Raw genomic sequence first — 16,396 nt, forward strand, 5'->3', positions numbered from 1 at the left:
CGTTGCAATTTCAGCACAGACGCAGGACATGGTCGGTGGTCACATCAACGTGAGATTTTCCCGAACGCCGTTTTGCGACATAATAATTAAGAGTGCGGCAAGGACATTTTCGTAACGTCACTTTGATTGAGAATCGCATCGTTGAGGCACCAGCCCGATGCTGATGGGGGATCGGAATGAAGAAACTTTTTTTTGTAATGGTTGCGGTTCTGGCGGGCGCTTTTGCGCTGACCGCTCAGGCAGCTCCGCGATATGGCTACTTTGACCACAGCACGAACACCTGGGTCACTCCGAAATATCACCCGGGCGGCCCGTCCCCGGTCAAACGCAAGCGCGTGAAATATGATGGCCCGTACCCTGCAGGCACGATCGTCATTGATACCTCCGAGCGCCGTCTTTATCATGTCCTGCCTGGTGGCAAGGCCATGAAATATGGCGTCGGCGTTGGCAAGGATGGCTTCCAGTGGGCCGGCACGCACCGCATCACCCGCAAGGCTGAATGGCCGAGCTGGACCCCGCCTGCACAGATGCGTGCTCGTGAACGTGCGAAAGGCCGTATCCTTCCGGCTTACATGCCGGGTGGACCGAACAACCCGATGGGTGCTCGCGCGATGTACATCGGCTCGACCCTCTACCGCATTCACGGCACGACTGAGCCGTGGACCATCGGTTCGGCTGTCTCTTCCGGCTGTATCCGTCTGGCAAATGAAGACGTGATCCACCTCTACAACAGCGTGACTGTCGGTTCGAAGGTCATCGTAAAGCGCTAAACTGCGGCACCAATTATCAAGAAATAAAGCCGGGCCCTGCCCGGCTTTTTTATTTGATGCTCACTTCAAAATGACAGACTTGATCAATTTTCCGGGATGTGGGCATCGATCAGCACCGCTGCCGCGTTCTTTGCCGCACCTGACGGATCCGGGTCGAACCCCATTTGAGCGCCAACGATTGCCCCCTCCTTGAGAAGGAGGATTTGACGTGCCAGCAGATCCGCCTCGCGAGCCCCCGCCTTTTCCGCAAGGCTCCTGAGTGCCGACAGAAGCAGGCGCTTGTGTTCGGTGGACTGGGCATATGCAGGGTGTACGGGGTCCTGAAACTCAGCCGATGCCTTGATGAACATACATCCCTGGAAACCGGGTTCTTCGAACCACTCTTTCAGAATATCAAAAACTGCGAGGAGCTTTTGCTTTGGCGAAAGATCGCGTTCATCCAGCCTGCGCAGGAACCAGTTCCGGAAAGTCTCGTCCCGGTATCTCAACACCGCCAGGATCAGATCATCCTTGGTTCTGAAATGCTTGAACATCGTCGTCTTGGAGATGCCTGTTTCAGCAACAAGCGTATCCATGCCGGTCGCATGGAAACCGTCTCTGTAAAAGACAGCCAGAGACTTGCGTACCAGTTCATCGCGTTTGCTTGGTCGCATGAGCTTCCTTTCTGTACTGACTTGTAAATAGTCAAACATCTGCGATCGTTCAAGATGCCCAAAATAGGTGCTGCCCAAACTGCCGAAACACGATCTCCTCACGGTTTAATGATCTCAGGCACGAAGTTAGCGCCTTGCCATCATGTACAGATCGGTACATATATAACTCGTAACTGAACAGATCGGTACACTTTTATCTGTTTAACACTGCGAGGCAAACCCATGTTCTCACCAAGACCTGCATATCCGCGCGGCTTCTATCTCTTCGGTGCACTTGTTGCCGGGGTACTTGTGATCACATCAGCCTTGACCCCGGCCCCCCAGCCGCTGGACGCCCGCCTTCATGCGGGGTTGGCCTCGTCTCCTCAAATTCAGACCCTGGAGCTTGCGCGATGACAGAACAGCGACCCCCGCTGCCGCCTTTTACCCTTGAGACCGCCCGCCAGAAGGTGCGTGCCGCGGAAGACGGCTGGAACAGCCGGAACCCGGAGAAGGTTTCGCTAGCCTATACACCGGACACCATTTGGCGGAACCGGTCGGACTTTCCGGTTGGGCGGGAGCAAGTGGTGGAATTCCTCACCAGCAAATGGCAGAGGGAGCAGGAGTACCGCCTGATCAAGGAACTGTGGACCTTTGCCGGCAACCGGATCGCTGTTCGCTTTGCCTACGAATGGCACGATGCGGCCGGACAATGGTACCGCTCCTACGGCAACGAGAATTGGGAGTTCGCACCCAATGGCCTGATGCATCGCCGATTTGCCAGCATCAATGATCTCGCCATTTCCACGAATGATCGCAAGATGCACTGGCCTCAGGGCCCGCGCCCGGCAGACCATCCTGGCCTGAGTGAACTCGGACTTTAGCCAGCCACAACTCTAATTAGCCCGCGAAAGCCCGGAACGTTTCAAGACGTTCAAGCAACCGGTGCCCTGCGTTCAGCAGGACACCGGCCGGTGATCGAAAAGACCGGAAGGGCAACTCAATGTCCGGACAGCATCATCTCGCCGTCGTGCAGAAAACAGCCCTTGTCGAAGTGCGATAGATCGACAGGATTGGTTGTGCGGATATCGGAGAACCCTGGCAGTGACCGGATCTCGGGATCAAAGCTTCTGTGGACCTGCGACAGGAAGACGAGCGTGATACGCCGCTTGTTTGCAAATTGTCTCAGCTCCTCGATCTGCGCACCGAGCGGTGGCTGCGAGCGATGCTGGTCCATGACCTGAAGATAATCGATGACGGCAATGGAGCCCGGCACAGCGTCAGCCAGCGTCTCTTCAATATTCTCGGCGCAGACGTTGTCGGAAAGCCTAATCCGGAACGATCCCGATTTTTCCGGATCGCGGTATCCGCTGGCGGATAGCTTCATACGAACATCGCGATAAGAACATTCTGACGAAAAGAACACGGACGTTCGACCGGCCTTGGCCGCTTCTGCAAGCAACTCGAGCCCCAGCACTGTTTTGCCGTGCCCCGGCCGTGCACCAAGGATGACCATATCGCCGGGTTCAAGCGCTGACAAAAGCCTGACCGACGGGCCTTGGTCGCGTACCGCAGACGCGAGATGGCTCCAGCTTCTGAAACCTTCGCGAACAGCAATTGCGTCCAATGCGCGGCTCAACGCGATGGATTTGTTGCGGGCGAGTGTTCGGGCTTCACGCTTTAGGCGGAAAACGGGTGCAGTGAGTTTCATGGTGCGACCTCCAGATCGCGTGCATCAGCCGCAGTCCCTCCTTATGCGAACGCACGATCGTCTGGTTGCCAGTATGAAACGACCCTGCAGTTCGGCTGCTGCTCCTGATGGAGGGGGATGGCTTGGGTCGAGCCACGCCCTTTATAGCTGATTCCAGCTGGCTTCAGCCAGCCCGGCCTGCTCTCAATCAACGATCCCGTGTCAGGCCCTTGTCCGCCAGTTCCTGCAGGTAGACACCCCAGTGTGCTTCCGGATCTCTGCCTAGCTCGAGGAAATACGTCCAGGTAAAAATCCCGGAGTTATGCATGTCGTCAAAATGGATACGGACAGCATAGTTGCCGACAGGTTCGATCTTCATGATCTCGACGTTGCGTTTGCCGGGCACGGTCTGCTTCTGGGATGGATTGTGGCCCTTCACTTCCGCCGAAGGTGAACACACCCGGAGATATTCAGCAGACAATTCGTGCCGTTCACCCGTGTTGAAAGCAACAGTCAGGCTCTTCTTGTCTTTCGATACGCGTAGTTCCGTCGGCCAGGGAGCAGTCGGGTCGGTCATCTCCGGGTCCTTTGATTCCACCCGGCACATGTCGCCGGGACTTGCGCGCGGACGATACCGGTAGCACCGGCACCGTCAAGCGGCGTCTTGTCCCGCCTGCTTCACCGCTTCATAGCCGTCGAGCGCTGCCTTGCGGGCCTTGGCATGGTCGACCAGCGGTTTCGGATAGGTCTCGCCAAGCGCGATACCGGCCTTTTTCAGGGTTTCGGCCGGGGCATCAAACGGCGCAAAGAGATAGTGCGTGTCCAGATCGCGCAGCTCTGGAACCCATTTGCGGATGTACACACCGTCCGGATCGAATTTTTCTCCCTGTGTGATCGGGTTGAAGACCCGAAAATAGGGAGCAGCATCAGCGCCTGATCCTGCGACCCACTGCCAGCTTGCGGAATTGTTGGCAAGGTCCGCATCCACCAACGTGTCCCGAAACCAGGCCTCGCCATGGTGCCAATGAATACGCAGATGCTTGATCAGGAAACTCGCCACGATCATGCGCACCCGGTTGTGCATGTATCCGGTTTGCCAGAGTTCGCGCATGCCGGCGTCGACAATCGGATATCCCGTTTGTCCTTTCTGCCACTTCTCCAACGCGTCGCCCGGCTCCTGCCAGGGATAGGCATCAAAGGTTGAACGCCAGTTATCCGACGGCAATTTCGGGAAATGGTAGAGCAAGTGGTACGCAAATTCCCGCCAGGCAATCTCGGACAGGAATTTCATACCGTCACCGGCAACCGACGATTTCCGGTCCATTACCTTCTGCGTTGCATGCCAGATCTGTCGGGGTGAGATTTCGCCGAAGTGGAGATGCGGCGACAAGCGCGACACATTCGGAAGATCAGGGCGATTGCGCAATGTGCCATAGCCCTTCAAGCCTTCCTCGAAGAAGCCTTCCAGCCGCTCCGCAGCACCGGCTTCACCGGGCTGCCAGCAATCCTCCCATCCCTTTGCCCAGTTAGGCTTCGTGGGCAAGAGGTCAAAGCTCTCAAGCGTTTCACCGCCATCGTAGTCCGCAAATTCCAGCTTCTCCGGTGCTGGCAAGGCGTCATCGATGGTCTTTTGCTGAGCAGCCTTCCAGAACGGTGAATACACCTTGAAGGGGCCGCCGGATTTTGTCTCCAGTTCCCAGGGTTCGAACAAGAGGGACGCCTTGAAGCTTTTGACTTCAAACCCGTCTTCTTTCAGCACCTTCTTGAGATCGGTGTCCCGCTCGATTGCATGTGGTTCGTAGCATCGATTCCAGAATACGGCCTCGGCCTCGACTTCCTTTGCAAGCTGTGGGATCAGGTGTCTCGCGCTCCCCCGCAGGAAGATCAGACCCGGCAGATCCGCCTTCAAGGACGCCAGGCTGTGATGCAGCCACCAGAGGCTTGCCCCGCCAAGCGGGTGCGTTTCACCGGCCTGCTCTGATGGTTCAAGGATGAAGACCGGAAGGACACGTCCCTTGCGGGCCGCCTCGAACAGGGCCGGATTGTCCTTGATGCGCAAATCCTGTCGAAACCAAACAAGTGTTGTCATGCTGCTCCTGCCGCTTGCTACAGCTCAGATACGCCGCAAAACACAATCGGATCAATGGTGTGCCGGATTTTTTGGCTCCAATTCCGGGAGAGCGGCAAGTAAAGTGGAGCTCCTAGGATTGTGACCGGACCAAGCACTCGTCAGTGGGCGCTTCGATGCGGGTTCCTGGTCGCGCAGGTGAGCGAATTCCGGCATCTTTCCAATTGATTTGACAAGAGTACACTCACGAGTTTACCTGATGCCGTAAACCGGACATTTGCAGTCCGGTTTCAATTGATCTTGCCCGCATCGACGCCATATGATCTGGATAAGATAAAAATCGAGGGAGAGCGAAACGTGACAGACGGCAAGATTGTGGTCCCGGCACAAGCGGCAATCGGAACAGCGGAATCACATGGTCCGATGATTGACCCGTTCGGCCGCGCCGTCACCTACCTTCGCGTGTCCGTGACCGATCGTTGCGATTTCCGTTGCGTGTATTGCATGGCGGAAGACATGACCTTCCTGCCCAAACGCGAAGTGCTCAGCCTTGAAGAGCTCGACCGCCTGTGCACTGCCTTCATCGAAAAAGGCGTCCGTAAACTGCGCCTGACCGGCGGTGAGCCGCTGGTCCGCAAGAATATCATGAGCCTTATCCGCAGCCTTGGCCGGCATCTGGACAGTGGCGCTCTGGAAGAGTTGACCCTGACCACCAACGGCTCGCAGCTCGCCCGCTACGCGCAGGAACTCTACGATTGCGGCGTGCGCCGGATCAATGTGTCGATCGATACGCTCGATCCGCAGAAATTCAAGGCAGTCACCCGCTGGGGCGACCTTGGCAAGGTCATGGACGGGATCCGCGCAGCGACTGCCGCAGGCCTCCAGATCAAGATCAATATGGTTGCTCTCAAAGACGTCAACGAGCATGAGATCGTGACGATGCTTGAGTGGTGTCATGAGCATGGTCACGACCTGACCCTGATCGAGACCATGCCACTTGGCGAGATCGACGGCGACCGCACGGACCAGTATCTGCCACTTTCGACCGTGCGTGCGCGCCTGGGCGAGCAATTCACATTGACGGACATCCCCTACAAGACCGGCGGACCCGCCCGGTATGTGACTATCGAGGAAACCGGTGGTCGTCTCGGCTTCATCACGCCGATGACGCATAACTTCTGTGAAAGCTGCAACCGGGTGCGCGTCACCTGCACCGGCCAGCTATACATGTGCCTTGGTCAGGAAGACATGTCGGATCTTCGCGCGCCTCTGCGCGCTTCGGAAGGCAACGACCTTCTGAACGATGCGATTGACGAGGCCATCGGACGGAAGCCAAAAGGGCATGATTTCGTGATTGACCGGAACCGCAACCAGCCTGCAGTTTCCCGGCACATGAGCGTCACCGGCGGTTAAACAGCCAAAACTTCAGTTACCCAGGCAACAGCAAGTTCAGCGACCTTGAAAGCCGGCAAAACTATTCTGCCGGAACGAGGTCGGCGCGCGTGGTGTAGAACCTGATGCAGACGGTCGCGATCAGGCTGCACCCGATGCCCAGTCCCATCATCAGGATCATGCCCCAGGGCGAGGAGGCCAGCAGGCCATCGGCATACAGCGAGGCGACAATGGATCCGGCCAGCGCGCCCATGGCGACCTGAAGTGACGCCGTCAGGCCGGAAGCAGCTCCCGTCAACTCAGGCCGTACACTGACAGCACCGGACAATGCACTTGGCAGGCAAACCCCATTGCCGAGACCAAGAAGGAACATCGGCAGGAAGAGGCTGGGTGCGCTCAACGCTCCGAAATAGGCAAACCCGGAGATTATCGCCACGCAGACAACGCCGATGAGAGTGCCGGACAGTATCATCCGAAACAGGCCAACTCGTTCGGCAAACCGGCCGGAGATGAAGTTTCCAGCGATATAACCGAGCGCCACGAACATGAAGTAGAACCCCATTTCCTGCGCACTCAGGGACAGGAGATCGGCGGCGATAAACGGCGCTCCGCCCAGATATGCGAAGTAGGCAAGCGCGTTGGACGCCGCTGTCAGACTGTAGCTCCAGTAGAGCGGCTCACGGCAGAGGGTCGCGTAGGATTTCAGGATCTGCCGCCCACCGGCCGCTTTTCGGTTCAGGTGCGTTTCAGGCAGAAGCGCAATGCTTGCCCACAGAACCGCCACTCCGAACATGAGCAGCAGCACAAACCCGCCCTGCCATCCGTAATATTGATCCAGAATTCCGCCGATTGCTGGTGCCACTGTCGGCATCACCGCCATGCCCATGGTGACATAGCCGATCATGCTGGCCGCCTGCTTAGGGCTGTAGAGATCACGCAGGATCGCACGGCCAAGGACCATTCCCGTACAGCCACCGGCTGCCTGAAGAACCCGGGCGGCGATCAAGGCTTCGATTGTTTGTGCAAACAGACAGAACACGCTGCCGATTACGAACAAAGCCATGCCGAGAATGATTACCGGCCGGCGGCCGAACTGATCCGACAAGGGCCCCCAGAACAACTGGGAAACCGCAACCGCGATGAAATAAGCGGACATCGACAGCTGGATCTCGCCCGCAGTTGCGGAAAAGACCACCATCATTCCTGCCAGGGACGGCAGGTATATCTGCATGGCAAGCGGGCTGACCGATGAAATCGCTACAAGCACCGCCAGGGATGGTTTGGCATCGGTGCTGGAAGTCTGAGTTCGGCTAGTGAGCATGCCCGGGAAGGAACCTTTTGGTTTTCACCCTCGCGGGCGATATATTCATGTTCGAATATATATTGGCCGCGTGATCCGGACGTGAAAACCTGAATTGCTACAGGCCCAACATCGAAAGACGGCAGAAACCGCTAATGTTTCTCCTCATTGGCTTTGAAATTGTTTCAACTTTGCAAGCTTGACCCGAGCCTTCGCAACGGGTGGAAACTGCTGCATTTCACGGATAAATCTGCGATCAACACCGCCAGTCCTGCAGCCAGCTAAACCCGGATGAAAAAAGGCCACAGCTCTCGCCGTGGCCAAAACTTGTCTCGTCGCCTAATCAGGAATTACCCAGGGATCGACCCTGCCCTGTATCAATCGAAGACGATGTTGGGGGCCGCTCGTGTGGGTTCCGCGCTCTCCCGATCAATGCTGTCGAGTACCTTGGCGGCAATGTCCTTGTAGATGCCTGCGACCGAGCCTTCAGGATCGGACACCACCACCGGTGTTCCGGCATCGGAGGTTTCACGGATCTTCATCGTCAAGGGAACTTCGCCCAGGAACGGAACGTTCAGCCGGTCCGCTTCCGCACGCGCTCCGCCATGGCCGAAGATATCATGGCGACCACCGCAATCGGGGCACAGGAAGTAGCTCATGTTCTCGACAATCCCCAGCACGGGAACATCGACACGCTTGAACATGTTGAGGCCCTTGCGGGCATCGATCAGGGCAAGGTCCTGCGGTGTCGACACGATCACGGCTCCGGCCAGCGGCACTTGCTGGGCCATGGTGAGCTGGGCGTCGCCGGTTCCCGGAGGCATGTCGACCACAAGGACGTCAAGTTCGCCCCAGGCCACTTCGCGCAGCATCTGGGTAAGCGCGGAAATCACCATCGGCCCACGCCAGATCATTGGCGTTTCCTCTTCCACCATGAAGCCCATGGACATCACCTTGATGCCATAGCCTTCCATTGGCTTGAGCATTCTGCCCGACAAAGCTTCCGGCCTGCCGGAAACATTGAACAGCCGTGGCACCGAGGGCCCATAGATATCGGCATCCAGGACGCCGACCTTCTTGCCGAGAGAGGCCATCGCCAAGGCAAGGTTCGCCGTGGTGGTGGATTTGCCAACACCGCCCTTGCCGGACGCAACCGCAACAATGTGCTTGATGCCCGGCACGCCCGGTTTTGCAGGCGCCTGCTCTTCCGCAGGTCGCCGAGGCTGTTGAGGGGCTGGTTTGGGAGCTGATTGTGGTGCCGCATTGCGAGCGCCACCCGCCGCGCGTTCGGCAGTTAGCGCGACCATCACGGTTTCGACGCCATCCACTTCCTTGACCACCTTTTCAGCGGCCTGGCGCAGAGGCTCAAGCTCCTTTGCGCGTTCTGCGGGAACTGTGATGGAAAAAACAACACGGCCATCGGACACAAACACGTCCGAGACAAGGCCCAACGAGACGATATCGCCTTCAAGGTCTGGTCCCTTGATCTGCCTCAGTCGTTCCATGACTGCGCTTTTTATGGTGTCGGTCATCTTTCGGTCCTGTTTCGTACACCGGCCACTGTGTTCAACCGGCTATTTCCGGTGCGAACTCTAGTTCGCCGCTCCATTCAGGCAACCTGCCAAAATGAAGCACGGCGCGTTCCGGTTTCAGACCGCGAGTCATAGAAGGGGTGAAAATCCGACACAAGCCCTGCGCAGTTGAAAGCCGCAAGCTTCAGAAGCTTTCATAACCATGGCATTGGCCATGGTTGCTGCTGGATCTCGCAATTGTTACCTCTCCTAAAAGGGAGACAATGTTTTCGTTGAACAGCCAGACGGCTCGGTTAATTTGTTACGGCCCTACACAGCGTCCTTCCCAAAACATTCCAGCTTCAGGAATTTGACATGCCAACCTGCCTCATCACCGCAGCCAATCGCGGGATCGGTTATGAACTTGCCCGCGCCGCACTGGACAGTGGTTGGACCGTTTACGGCTCCGTCCGCACGCAGCAGTCGGCTGACGAGACAGCGGAACGGCTCGGCAAAGATTTTCATCCGCTGGTTTTCGATGTGAGAGACCATGCCGTCGTTCGCGCGGTCGCCGGCGACCTCGCCACCCCGCTGAACCTTTTGATCAACAACGCGGGCATCATCACTCCGGAACGTCAAAGCGCACTCGATATGGATTTCGAGGGTTTTGCCGAAACCCTGGCCGTCAACACCCTTGCACCTTTGGCGGTCTCACAAGCTTTCCTACCTCATTTGTGCCGGTCGGGATCCGGTCGAATCCTGACCATCTCCAGCCAGATGGCCTGGATGGGATACCGGAAGTCGGACACCCTCGCCTACCGAGCCTCCAAGGCGGCAGTGAACAAGGTCATGCAGGGGCTGGCGACCGATCTGGAATCCGAAGGCATTCCGGTCGCGCTGATAGATCCGGGCTGGGTGCGTACAGACATGGGCGGCCAGTTGGCAGACAATGACCCGGTGGATGTGGCGCGGGGCGTTCTGAAGATTGCCGGTTCCCTGTCTGTTACCGATACCGGAAAGTTCTTCAAATGGAGCGGTGAAGAGCGCCCGTTCTGACCTGCCAATTCGACTGGAGACACATGATGGCCTGGCCTCTCCCCGTAACCCTGAAGGGCAGTACCGGCACACTTGCGCCCTTGAGCCTATCCCACGCCGCCGATCTGTCTGAAGCTGCCGCCGACGGCGAACTGTGGAAGCTTTGGTATACCAGCGTCCCGAAGCCGGATGCCGTTCGGGCGGAAATTGAAAGACGGCTGTCGCTTCAGGAAGCCGGCTCGATGCTTCCGTTCGCCGTGTTGACGCCAACCGGCAAGGCCGTCGGCATGACCACCTATATGAACATCGATGCGGCCAACAAGCGCTTCGAAATCGGTTCGACCTGGTATCGCAAGGCCGTGCAGCGCACTCGCCTCAACACGGAATGCAAACGCATGCTGCTGGCACATGCGTTTGAGGAACTGGACTGCATCGCGGTCGAATTCCGAACGCACTTCATGAATCGCCAAAGTCGCGCCGCCATCGAAAGGTTAGGTGCCAAACTGGATGGTGTTCTGCGATCCCACCAGCGCTCGCCCAACGGAGCGCTCAGGGATACGGCAGTTTATTCGATTCTTCCTCACGAGTGGCCTGCCGTAAGAGCCGGTCTGGATTTCAAGCTCGAAGCTGGTGCCTGACCTCCTTATCCACACAAAGATGTGCGCACGTTGTTTTGCACAGTTTTCTTGTTCTGTTCACCGGACCGCAAAGCACACTTTTGCGGAGGACTTGGCAACGCTTCGGTAACACGAAAAGCTCTTCTTCGTATTTGATTCAAATTTTAAGCAAATGTGAGGAATTGAAGCGCAGGCTGGTTTCATCGGCAAAAGGATGGATACGCCATGGAACTTTACCGCGCCTGCTACCGAAGCAAGATCAACTGGGGCAACATGCGTCTGCCCCTGCCCGACGAAATCGACAAGACGTTGCTGCGTATTCGGCGGATCAACAGAAAGGCCGGCGTAACCGGTGCGCTTCTGCTGGTCGATCAGCACATCATCCAGGTTCTGGAAGGCCTGACCGGCCCGGTGCTTGATACCGTCTATTGCGTGATGAACGATCCGCGTCTTGAAGCCATCGAGGGCATCATTCACGAACCGGCGGATTTCCGGCTGTTCCCGAATTCACTGATGTTCTTTCGGGATCTGACCGATGGCCTGGCCGCTTCCAAGCACGACGTGCTGCGCCCTCTGCTTGACCACCCTGCCGACGTAACGCGGGAAGAAGCCTACCGGGCGTTCGGACATTTCGCGCAGGAACTTCAGGAAGGCCGCCTGACCAACGACATGTTGATGATCTGAGCCGCTCCGGGTTTTCTGCCGCGGAGCCCCAGCTCATCACATGTTTCGCAAAATTATCCGGTTCGTGGCCGTAGGGTCCTAGTCCGATTGCCAGGCATGCCGATATTGTGCGCCCTTGTTAACTGGGGGATTGCATCATGTCAGGCAGGTTCGCCGGCCTTCAGCCGGTATCAGCCGGCTTTCTTGCCGCCATTGTCGGCTTTGCAAGTTCATTCGCTATCGTCATTCAAGGACTGACAGCAGCCGGCGCTTCCCCAGCCGAAGCAACCAGCGGCCTGATGGCGCTATCCATTTCCATGGGCCTTTGCGCGATCGTTGCCTCCGTCGCCACGAAGATCCCCGTCAGCATCGCGTGGTCGACACCCGGTGCCGCGCTCCTTGCGACAGCCGGCCCGCTCGAAGGAGGCTTTTCGGCAGCCGTTGGTGCTTTTCTGGTTTGTGGCGCGCTTATCGTACTCGCGGGCCTGATCAAGCCTTTCGGGCGGGCGGTCGCAGCCATTCCGGCACCACTTGCCAACGCGATGCTGGCAGGGGTCCTGTTCGGACTTTGCCTTGCGCCGGTAAGAGCCGTCGCAGAACTGCCTTACAGCGCACTAGCCATCATTGCCGTCTGGGCGATTGCCCTGGGCTTTTTCAGGCTCTTCGCGGTTCCCCTTGCCATGGTCATGACATTCGCGATCGGCCTTTGGAGCAGCGGCCCGATCGACCTGAGCAACGTCCAGCCGATCACCGAACCAGTCTGGATCGCACCCTCGTTTTCTCTGGAAGCATTGATCAGTATCGCGCTGCCGCTCTTCATCGTAACGATGGCGTCCCAGAACATCCCGGGTGTCGCTGTGCTGTCCGCCTATGGCTACCACCCCAAAAGCGGTCCGCTTTTCACTCTCTCCGGCGTCTTCAGTGTGTTGTCCGCCCCATTCGGCGGACATGCGGTCAACCTTGCTGCCATCACGGCAGCAATGTGCGCGGGTGAAGATGCGCACAAGGATCCGGCAAAGCGTTACTGGGCAGCCGTGACCGCAGGTGCGGTCTACATCCTGTTCGGCCTATTCGCAGGGCTGGTGATGGCCTTTGTTGCGGCCACGCCGACTATCCTGATCGAAGCCGTTGCGGGATTGGCCCTGCTGGGTGCTTTTACCTTTTCCATCAGCGAAGCCACAAAGGCTCCCGCGGACAGGGACAGTGCCATCATTACCTTCATGGTGACGGCTTCCGGGGTTAGTTTCCTCGGTGTTTCGGGTGCATTCTGGGGACTGCTGGCCGGCGGTGCCTTCATGGCACTTTCGCGAACCAAAACGGCAAAGTAACACCTTGCCCCGCGGCAATCGCGTCCCATAGTGTTGAGACAATCGAAGCAAATGGAGTCGTTTGCCTGTGTCAGGCTCATATGTGCTGCAACCCGACCCGGAAGATTCGCGTCTTTCGACGTCCGTAACCGGTATCGATCAGAACGGACAGCCGGTCGAAACGCGTGTCGTGACGGAAAAACCCCTGACCCTCTACCTGAATTCTCAGGAAGTGGTCACCATGATGACCATTGGCGATCATCCGGACCTTCTCGCCGTCGGTTATCTGAAAAACCAGAACATGCTGGCCGAAGACGATGTCATCACCGGCATCGACCATGACGACGATCTGGATGTTGTGGTGGTTCGCACCGAGCGCGAAACCAATTTCGAGGAAAAGCTGAAGAAGAAGGTTCGCACCTCCGGCTGCGCCCAGGGCACGGTCTTCGGCGATGTCATGGACGGCTTCGATACCGTTCAACTCGACGAGGACGCCCGTCTAAACACTTCCTGGCTCTATGCGCTGACCAAAACCATCAACACAACACCTTCCCTCTATCTCGAGGCGGGGGCGATCCATGGCTGTGTTCTGTGCCAGGAAGACCGTGCGCTGGTCTACATGGAAGATGTCGGCCGCCACAATGCGGTCGACAAGATCGCAGGCTGGATGGTCCTGAACGACATCCCCGCGCACGACAAGATCTTCTATACCACTGGCAGACTGACCTCCGAAATGGTCATCAAGACCGTGATGATGGGCATTCCGATCCTCGTGTCACGCTCGGGGTTTACCGCCTGGGGCGTCGAACTCGCACGCAAGGCCGGCCTTACGCTGATCGGCCGCGCACGCGGCAAGCGGTTCGTTGCCTTGTCCGGTCACGACAGGATCGTGTTCGACATGTCCGCAAGCGACGTGGAAGACGAGCCGGATACGGCCCGCCGAAAAGGGAGCGTCCCGGCAGAATGACCAGACACAAGAAGACCCTTGAGAGCAGCAAGGTGCTTGGTTGCGTACTTGCCGGCGGCCAATCCCGCAGAATGGGCGGCGGCGACAAGAGCCTGATGGATCTTGGCGGCAAGACGATGCTTGATATGATCCTCGCCCGTCTGAAACCGCAGCTGCACGATATAATCCTGAACGCCAATGGTGACCCTGACCGGTTTGCGCGCTTTCAGCTGCCTGTTGCCGCTGATCCGGTAGGCGATTTCGCAGGACCGCTGGCAGGTGTCCTGGCCGGCATGACTTATGCTCACAACGAACGACCGGATATCACCCATGTGATTTCGGTAGCCGGTGACACGCCGTTTTTCCCTACCAGCCTTGTCAGCCGGTTCTGTGCTGCAGTCCCCGGTGACAGACCGGTCATTGCCCTCGCCTCCTCTGCGGACAAGCTCCACCCTGTCTTCGGCCTCTGGCCTGTCAGCCTGAAAGCGGATCTCGAGGATTGGCTGCAATCCGGCAAGACAGGCAAGGTGCTTGCCTTTGTCGACTGTTACGACAGTGTCGAAGTCGCCTTCGATGCGGATCCCGACAGCGGGTTGGACCCCTTCTTCAATGCCAACAAACCTGATGACCTTTCGACTGTCAGAGACGCGCTGAGCTTACATTCCAGATGACCACCACCCCTGTATTCGGCATCACCGGCTGGAAGAATTCCGGCAAGACACAACTCGTGGCGAGCCTCGTGGCCGAGTTCTCCGCGCGGGGCCTGAAGGTTTCGACCGTAAAGCATGCTCATCACGGCTTCGATATCGACAAGCCGGGCACGGACAGTTTCCGACACCGCGAAGCAGGTGCAGTGGAAGTTGCACTGGTGTCCGGACGCCGCTGGGCCCTGATGCATGAACTGAAAGAGGAAGACGAGCCGCCGTTGGAAGACGTCCTTGAGCGGCTTGCTCCCTGCGACCTGATCCTGATCGAAGGCTACAAGAGCGAACCCCATCCGAAGATCGAGGCACGCAGAACCGAGGCAAGCGAACGCGGCCCTCTTGCCGTTTCCGATCCGAATATTCTGGCCATCGCAACCGATCACGATTTACCGGACGAGGTGTTGCCGGTGTTTCATCTGGACGACATTGCCGCCATGGCGAATTTCATCGAGACCCATCTCGGGCTGAAAAGGTCGACAACATGACCGGCAAACAGCTTCTGGATGACTGCTTCCTGCACGACAAGGACCGCCTGCGCCACCACGAGGCGCTGGAGATCCTGAAACAGCGGCTGCATTGCATTGCCGAGACCGAAACCGTGCCCCTGCAGGATGCCGCCGAACGCATCCTTGCAAGTATGGTAACCGCTCCCCGCAACGTGCCACTGGCCGACAATTCGGCCGTTGACGGTTACGCCTTCCGCATCGCCGATTTCGAGGAAGCCGGAGGTTTCTTCCGTCTGGAACAGAGGATAGCTGCAGGGCACGCGAGCAACGCCGACCTTGGCCCATGGGCTGCAGCCCGGATCTTTACTGGAGCGGTGATGCCACCCGGTGCGGATACGGTCGCCATGCAGGAAGATTGTGAAACGCACCAGCAGGATGGGCAGGACTTCGTGATCGTGCCGCAAGGCCTGAAAACGGGTGCCAACCGCCGCAAGGCGGGAGAAGACGTGGCGGAGGGAACGACGCTGCTGAGCCCCGGTCAGCGCTTGCGCCCGCAAGATATCGCGGCAATCGCGTCCACCGGACAGGCAGACGTTTCCGTTTACCGGAAACTGAAGGTGGCCCTTGTGTCGACAGGCGACGAGCTACGCCGGCCCGGCGACCTTATCACGCTCGGAGACGTTTACGATTCCAACCACTTTCTGCTGCGCAGCCTGTGCGCAACGCTTCCTGTCGAGATCGACGATCTGGGCATTCTGAAAGATGACGCCGACGCCCTTGAAGAGGTGCTTTCGACGGCAGCAGCCAGCCATGACGTGATCCTGACCACCGGCGGAGCAAGCCGCGGCGAGGAAGATCACATGCTCAAGGTTCTGGACAAGATCGGAAAACGCCACATGTGGCAGCTTGCTATCAAGCCTGGCCGCCCGATGATGTTCGGAAATATCGGATCCTGCGTTGTCCTCGGACTGCCGGGAAACCCGGTTGCCGCGATGGTCTGTTTTCTGCTCTATGCACGGCCGGTCTTCAGCGTTCTTGGCGGAGGTGCCTTTCTGGAGCCACAGGCCTTTCAGGTTCCGGCAGCCTTCGAAGTTCCCAAGAAAAAGCCGGACCGCCGAGAGTTCTACCGTGCCTATCTGAAGCCTCGTCCAGACGGATCACTTGCAGCGCATAAATTCCAGCGCGACGGCTCCGGCCTGATCACTGGCCTGCGCGAGGCCGACGGTCTTATCGAAATACCTGAAGACGTGACCTCGATCCGCAAGGGTGAGCTGGTGTCCTTCCTGCCCTTCTCCGGGTTCGGACTGCGCTGACC

17 protein-coding genes are annotated in these 16,396 nt (G+C 58.0%); 11 read left to right on the forward strand and 6 right to left on the reverse strand.

Annotated features, from left to right (window positions below):
- Window positions 1–176: 176 nt before the first annotated feature.
- On the forward strand, window positions 177–770 hold the full coding sequence (locus B0E33_RS28005; RefSeq protein ID WP_077293032.1) for a L,D-transpeptidase: 594 nt from the start codon (window positions 177–179) through the stop codon (window positions 768–770).
- Between the two features lie 83 nt (window positions 771–853).
- Here the strand turns inward: B0E33_RS28005 and B0E33_RS28010 are convergent, their stop codons facing one another.
- Window positions 854–1,423 carry a TetR/AcrR family transcriptional regulator gene (locus B0E33_RS28010; RefSeq protein ID WP_077293033.1) on the reverse strand — a complete coding sequence of 190 codons (570 nt, stop codon included), beginning with the start codon at window positions 1,421–1,423 and terminating at the stop codon, window positions 854–856.
- Window positions 1,424–1,815: 392 nt separating this feature from the next.
- Here B0E33_RS28010 and B0E33_RS28015 point away from each other — a divergent pair, with 392 nt between their 5' ends.
- Window positions 1,816–2,286, forward strand: a complete 471-nt coding sequence (locus tag B0E33_RS28015) for a nuclear transport factor 2 family protein (protein WP_077293034.1) — start codon at window positions 1,816–1,818, stop codon at window positions 2,284–2,286.
- A gap of 116 nt (window positions 2,287–2,402) precedes the next feature.
- Here B0E33_RS28015 and B0E33_RS28020 read toward each other — a convergent pair whose 3' ends face one another.
- From B0E33_RS28020 to B0E33_RS28030, 3 genes are all read right to left on the reverse strand, one after another.
- On the reverse strand, window positions 2,403–3,113 hold the full coding sequence (locus B0E33_RS28020) for a DNA helicase (protein ID WP_077293035.1): 711 nt from the start codon (window positions 3,111–3,113) through the stop codon (window positions 2,403–2,405).
- 187 nt (window positions 3,114–3,300) lie between these two features.
- The gene (locus B0E33_RS28025; RefSeq protein WP_055656473.1) at window positions 3,301–3,669 is read right to left on the reverse strand and encodes a gamma-butyrobetaine hydroxylase family protein; all 369 of its coding nucleotides are present in this window, start codon (window positions 3,667–3,669) and stop codon (window positions 3,301–3,303) included.
- Between the two features lie 75 nt (window positions 3,670–3,744).
- Complete coding sequence (locus tag B0E33_RS28030) at window positions 3,745–5,181, reverse strand: cryptochrome/photolyase family protein (RefSeq protein WP_077293036.1); 1,437 nt, start codon at window positions 5,179–5,181, stop codon at window positions 3,745–3,747.
- 402 nt (window positions 5,182–5,583) lie between these two features.
- Here B0E33_RS28030 and moaA point away from each other — a divergent pair, with 402 nt between their 5' ends.
- On the forward strand, window positions 5,584–6,573 hold the full coding sequence (moaA, locus tag B0E33_RS28035) for a GTP 3',8-cyclase MoaA (RefSeq protein WP_031268810.1): 990 nt from the start codon (window positions 5,584–5,586) through the stop codon (window positions 6,571–6,573).
- A gap of 61 nt (window positions 6,574–6,634) precedes the next feature.
- On the opposite strand, the gene B0E33_RS28040 is transcribed toward moaA, so the two are convergent.
- Both B0E33_RS28040 and B0E33_RS28045 read right to left on the reverse strand, forming a co-directional pair.
- The gene (locus B0E33_RS28040; RefSeq protein WP_022999463.1) at window positions 6,635–7,873 is read right to left on the reverse strand and encodes a multidrug effflux MFS transporter; all 1,239 of its coding nucleotides are present in this window, start codon (window positions 7,871–7,873) and stop codon (window positions 6,635–6,637) included.
- 356 nt (window positions 7,874–8,229) lie between these two features.
- Entirely contained in the window at window positions 8,230–9,384 is a 1,155-nt protein-coding gene (locus tag B0E33_RS28045; protein ID WP_077293038.1) for an Mrp/NBP35 family ATP-binding protein, read from the reverse strand.
- 354 nt (window positions 9,385–9,738) lie between these two features.
- Between B0E33_RS28045 and B0E33_RS28050 the strand changes: the two genes are divergently transcribed.
- From B0E33_RS28050 to B0E33_RS28085, 8 genes are all read left to right on the forward strand, one after another.
- A complete protein-coding gene (locus tag B0E33_RS28050) occupies window positions 9,739–10,419 on the forward strand; it encodes an SDR family oxidoreductase (RefSeq protein ID WP_077293039.1) in 681 nt (226 codons plus the stop codon).
- Window positions 10,420–10,445: 26 nt separating this feature from the next.
- The gene (locus B0E33_RS28055) at window positions 10,446–11,036 is read left to right on the forward strand and encodes a GNAT family N-acetyltransferase (RefSeq protein WP_208997927.1); all 591 of its coding nucleotides are present in this window, start codon (window positions 10,446–10,448) and stop codon (window positions 11,034–11,036) included.
- Window positions 11,037–11,240: 204 nt separating this feature from the next.
- The gene (locus B0E33_RS28060; RefSeq protein WP_055653875.1) at window positions 11,241–11,699 is read left to right on the forward strand and encodes a BLUF domain-containing protein; all 459 of its coding nucleotides are present in this window, start codon (window positions 11,241–11,243) and stop codon (window positions 11,697–11,699) included.
- Window positions 11,700–11,836: 137 nt separating this feature from the next.
- Entirely contained in the window at window positions 11,837–13,006 is a 1,170-nt protein-coding gene (locus tag B0E33_RS28065; protein ID WP_077293041.1) for a benzoate/H(+) symporter BenE family transporter, read from the forward strand.
- Between the two features lie 67 nt (window positions 13,007–13,073).
- A complete protein-coding gene (gene fdhD / locus B0E33_RS28070; RefSeq protein ID WP_077293042.1) occupies window positions 13,074–13,952 on the forward strand; it encodes a formate dehydrogenase accessory sulfurtransferase FdhD in 879 nt (292 codons plus the stop codon).
- Complete coding sequence (gene mobA, locus B0E33_RS28075) at window positions 13,949–14,602, forward strand: molybdenum cofactor guanylyltransferase MobA (protein WP_077293043.1); 654 nt, start codon at window positions 13,949–13,951, stop codon at window positions 14,600–14,602. Before fdhD ends, mobA begins: the two co-directional genes overlap by 4 nt.
- Window positions 14,599–15,120, forward strand: coding sequence for a molybdopterin-guanine dinucleotide biosynthesis protein B (mobB, locus tag B0E33_RS28080; protein ID WP_077293044.1), 522 nt, complete (start codon window positions 14,599–14,601; stop codon window positions 15,118–15,120). The genes mobA and mobB overlap by 4 nt, the downstream gene beginning before the upstream one ends.
- Entirely contained in the window at window positions 15,117–16,394 is a 1,278-nt protein-coding gene (locus B0E33_RS28085) for a molybdopterin molybdotransferase MoeA (RefSeq protein WP_077293045.1), read from the forward strand. Before mobB ends, B0E33_RS28085 begins: the two co-directional genes overlap by 4 nt.
- The last annotated feature ends 2 nt before the right edge of the window (window positions 16,395–16,396 follow it).

This window comes from Roseibium algicola (genome assembly GCF_001999245.1).
Taxonomy (GTDB): Bacteria; Pseudomonadota; Alphaproteobacteria; order Rhizobiales; family Stappiaceae; genus Roseibium; species Roseibium algicola.